This window comes from Desulfobacter curvatus DSM 3379 (genome assembly GCF_000373985.1).
GTDB classification, from domain to species: domain Bacteria; phylum Desulfobacterota; class Desulfobacteria; order Desulfobacterales; family Desulfobacteraceae; genus Desulfobacter; species Desulfobacter curvatus.
The window spans coordinates 3,826-6,311 of sequence record NZ_KB892939.1; the positions used below are offsets into that span (position 1 = coordinate 3,826).

Genomic DNA, 2,486 nt, shown 5'->3' on the forward strand with positions numbered 1-2,486 from the left:
TTTTTTAATTCGTTGTAAACGGGAACTTCCCCGGTCGGTCTTCATCCTTTTGCGGTAGGCTGGCGATAGTTCTTTCCAGCTTGTACAAATTGATGAAGATCAAGTTAAGTGCGCAATTATCAAGGCGATGGTCATAAAGGCTGCATTTTGCCTTCAGACAGTCTTCCTTAAAAAATGGGCACTGGGTGTCGTCTAAACGTGCCTGATCACGTGCCATAATTAAACTTTCTCCTTTATTTTTTTTGATGCAGCCTGAAGGGTGAACCCCTCATCCACGAAATGCTTGAAGGCCTTGATTTCGGCTATGTGCTGGGCGGTATATCTTCGGTATGCAATTTCGCCACACCTGACCTTGAATGGTTCTGATATGTAACCCCGCGCCTCATAGGATCTCAATTGTTTCTGTGAAAGGCCGGTCTCACGGCTTGCATCACTGATACTCAACGATTTTTTCATAAAATCCTCCTGGTGATTAAAAATTGGGAAAAATGTCCCTCTGCCTATAAGAGAGGTTACATTAATACCTGGATGGATTTATGAACTGCGGGATAGAGAAAGCTTAAATAATAGAAAGGGTTTGAAGGATTGTCGGATTATTCTTCGCCGGCTTCGCGCTCGGCTTCACGGCGCTCACGTTCTCGTTCTTCTTCCGCCATTTCTTCTGCCATGGCCCCGGCCACCGCAATGTCATCCCAGTCCGGGAAAAAATCAAACATGTTTGCCTCCTTCATTAAAAATATTGCCTGAATAAGTGCTGGCTGTGTTCGGTTGCCTTTCAATCGGAAGGAACACCGCGTTGTCAGGGAGCATTTCACGGAAACGGTCCGGGATCATGCCCTGGCTCCAAAGATTATTTGTTTTTATTATACGACCATCGAAAAACTGGATGATAAACTGCCTACCGCCGAAGCCCTGGGGGTAAGTGTTCTTTACTTCTGATATCATATAATGATTGCCGTCTACGACGACTCTCCTCTCGGCCAGGTCTTCATGATATTCTGTTTTGAGGAGCCAGAAGGAACAGTCGAAGCAATTTCCTTCCAGATAAACATCAGGGTCAAGATTCTTGATGTAAGTTTTGCCACAGGATTGGCAGGTGTATGTTTTAACCATTTTTATTTGCTCCTTTTATTCAATCCATAGATGGTTTCAAGATTTTTCCTGCACCGTTCACAAATCCCGTGGCTGATCATGACTCCATTTTGAGACAGGGCCAGGCTGTTCTTTGTTTCGGGGCACTCTTTTTCGGAAATAAGGCGGTTGCACCAGGCGCATACTGTACGAAATTTCATTTTATTTTCCTCCATTGTTATTCACGTCAGATAATTGAATTTAGGATTTAACCAGGGACAGGATCTGGCCCCCGGCTTTCTCAAATTTATATACGTCGGCTGTTGCCAGGCCTTCGACCTTGGCTGAAGCTGTGAAGGCATTGATAATGTGGAAAAGAGTGTTCCCCGGCTCCTGCTCAAATGATTGCTTGACAATATCCGCTTCGTTTTGTGAGAGCCCGAAACGCCTGCTGAAAACATCAATTGAATTGAAGGGGTCATCAACGTGCGATTGACAGGACAGCTTGAAATCTTCCTGATTGCGTGAGGAACCTTCGATCACTGCGGACAAGGCCTCGGGGAAGTTGTCCAGCCCCCGGCTGCTGATATGCTTGAACCTGGCGGTCTTTGCTCTGGCAACGGAAATCAACCCGTTGGTGCAGACCAGACGATAAAAGAAGGATTCGATGCTGAAGGCGATTAAGCCAACCTCGCTGTTGCTAAAGGCAATGCCGGGCACCACTTCATCAAAGAACCCATTGCCGGAATTAACACCAAATGTCTTTTCGAACTCCGGTATCTTCAACAGGAACATGCCGTGATCAAGGGAATACTGAACTTTCAGGTTATGATTAAAGCACTGTTCAATGAGTTGAGCGAGGATCTCCATGTTGTCGAGGGGCTTATACCGCTCGGTAAATACGGCGCGAAGGGTTGAGCCATCAAATCTGCAAAAGAATGTATCCCGGCGCTGGCGTTCCTGTTCAATCCAAAAATTCAGATTCCGGGCCTGCAAATCTTCCGGGCAGCGGGACAGATACGAATAAGGCACCCGCAGGCGGTTGGAAAGAAGGCGCTGGGCCGTGGGAGCCACATCCACCTGCTTGCCTGAAATCCACATCTGTTTGAGGCTGTCAAATTCCATTTCATGAACGGACATGACTTCATCAAAATGATTGATGGAATCCTGGCGAACTGCGTTGATTACGTTTTCGAGAGTTGTGGTCTTTGTCATGATAAATCTCCTTTGTTGATTAAGTTTTTTTGGGGTGAGCGAATTAATACCCGCATTGGGAACAGATGATGACGGGCTCTTTGCCGTTTCTGATCGTGATATCGTTTCCGAGGCTGTGACACACGGTCACATGGTGCCCGCAATCCAGGCGGAACTTCTGGCCTTCAAGTGACTTGATGATTTTTCTCAAGGATTCGGTG

Annotated in this window: 6 protein-coding genes; all 6 read right to left on the reverse strand. The window is 46.5% G+C overall.

Annotated elements, in window-relative coordinates; genetic code table 11:
- Positions 1 to 4: 4 nt before the first annotated feature.
- The 6 genes from B147_RS0104770 to B147_RS0104795 all read right to left on the reverse strand — a co-directional run bounded on the left by B147_RS0104770 (position 5) and on the right by B147_RS0104795 (position 2,286).
- Positions 5 to 217 (reverse strand): hypothetical protein, encoded by a 213-nt coding sequence (locus B147_RS0104770; protein ID WP_020586103.1) that lies wholly within the window; start codon positions 215 to 217, stop codon positions 5 to 7.
- Positions 218 to 219: 2 nt separating this feature from the next.
- Entirely contained in the window at positions 220 to 456 is a 237-nt protein-coding gene (locus B147_RS0104775) for a MerR family transcriptional regulator (protein WP_020585773.1), read from the reverse strand.
- Between the two features lie 137 nt (positions 457 to 593).
- On the reverse strand, positions 594 to 731 hold the full coding sequence (locus tag B147_RS31635) for a hypothetical protein (RefSeq protein ID WP_157237777.1): 138 nt from the start codon (positions 729 to 731) through the stop codon (positions 594 to 596).
- Entirely contained in the window at positions 709 to 1,113 is a 405-nt protein-coding gene (locus tag B147_RS0104785; protein ID WP_020586105.1) for a hypothetical protein, read from the reverse strand. The genes B147_RS31635 and B147_RS0104785 overlap by 23 nt, the downstream gene beginning before the upstream one ends.
- 2 nt (positions 1,114 to 1,115) lie before the next feature.
- The gene (locus B147_RS32115) at positions 1,116 to 1,292 is read right to left on the reverse strand and encodes a hypothetical protein (RefSeq protein ID WP_020586106.1); all 177 of its coding nucleotides are present in this window, start codon (positions 1,290 to 1,292) and stop codon (positions 1,116 to 1,118) included.
- A gap of 40 nt (positions 1,293 to 1,332) precedes the next feature.
- The gene (locus tag B147_RS0104795) at positions 1,333 to 2,286 is read right to left on the reverse strand and encodes a DUF932 domain-containing protein (RefSeq protein ID WP_020586107.1); all 954 of its coding nucleotides are present in this window, start codon (positions 2,284 to 2,286) and stop codon (positions 1,333 to 1,335) included.
- Positions 2,287 to 2,486: the final 200 nt, after the last annotated feature.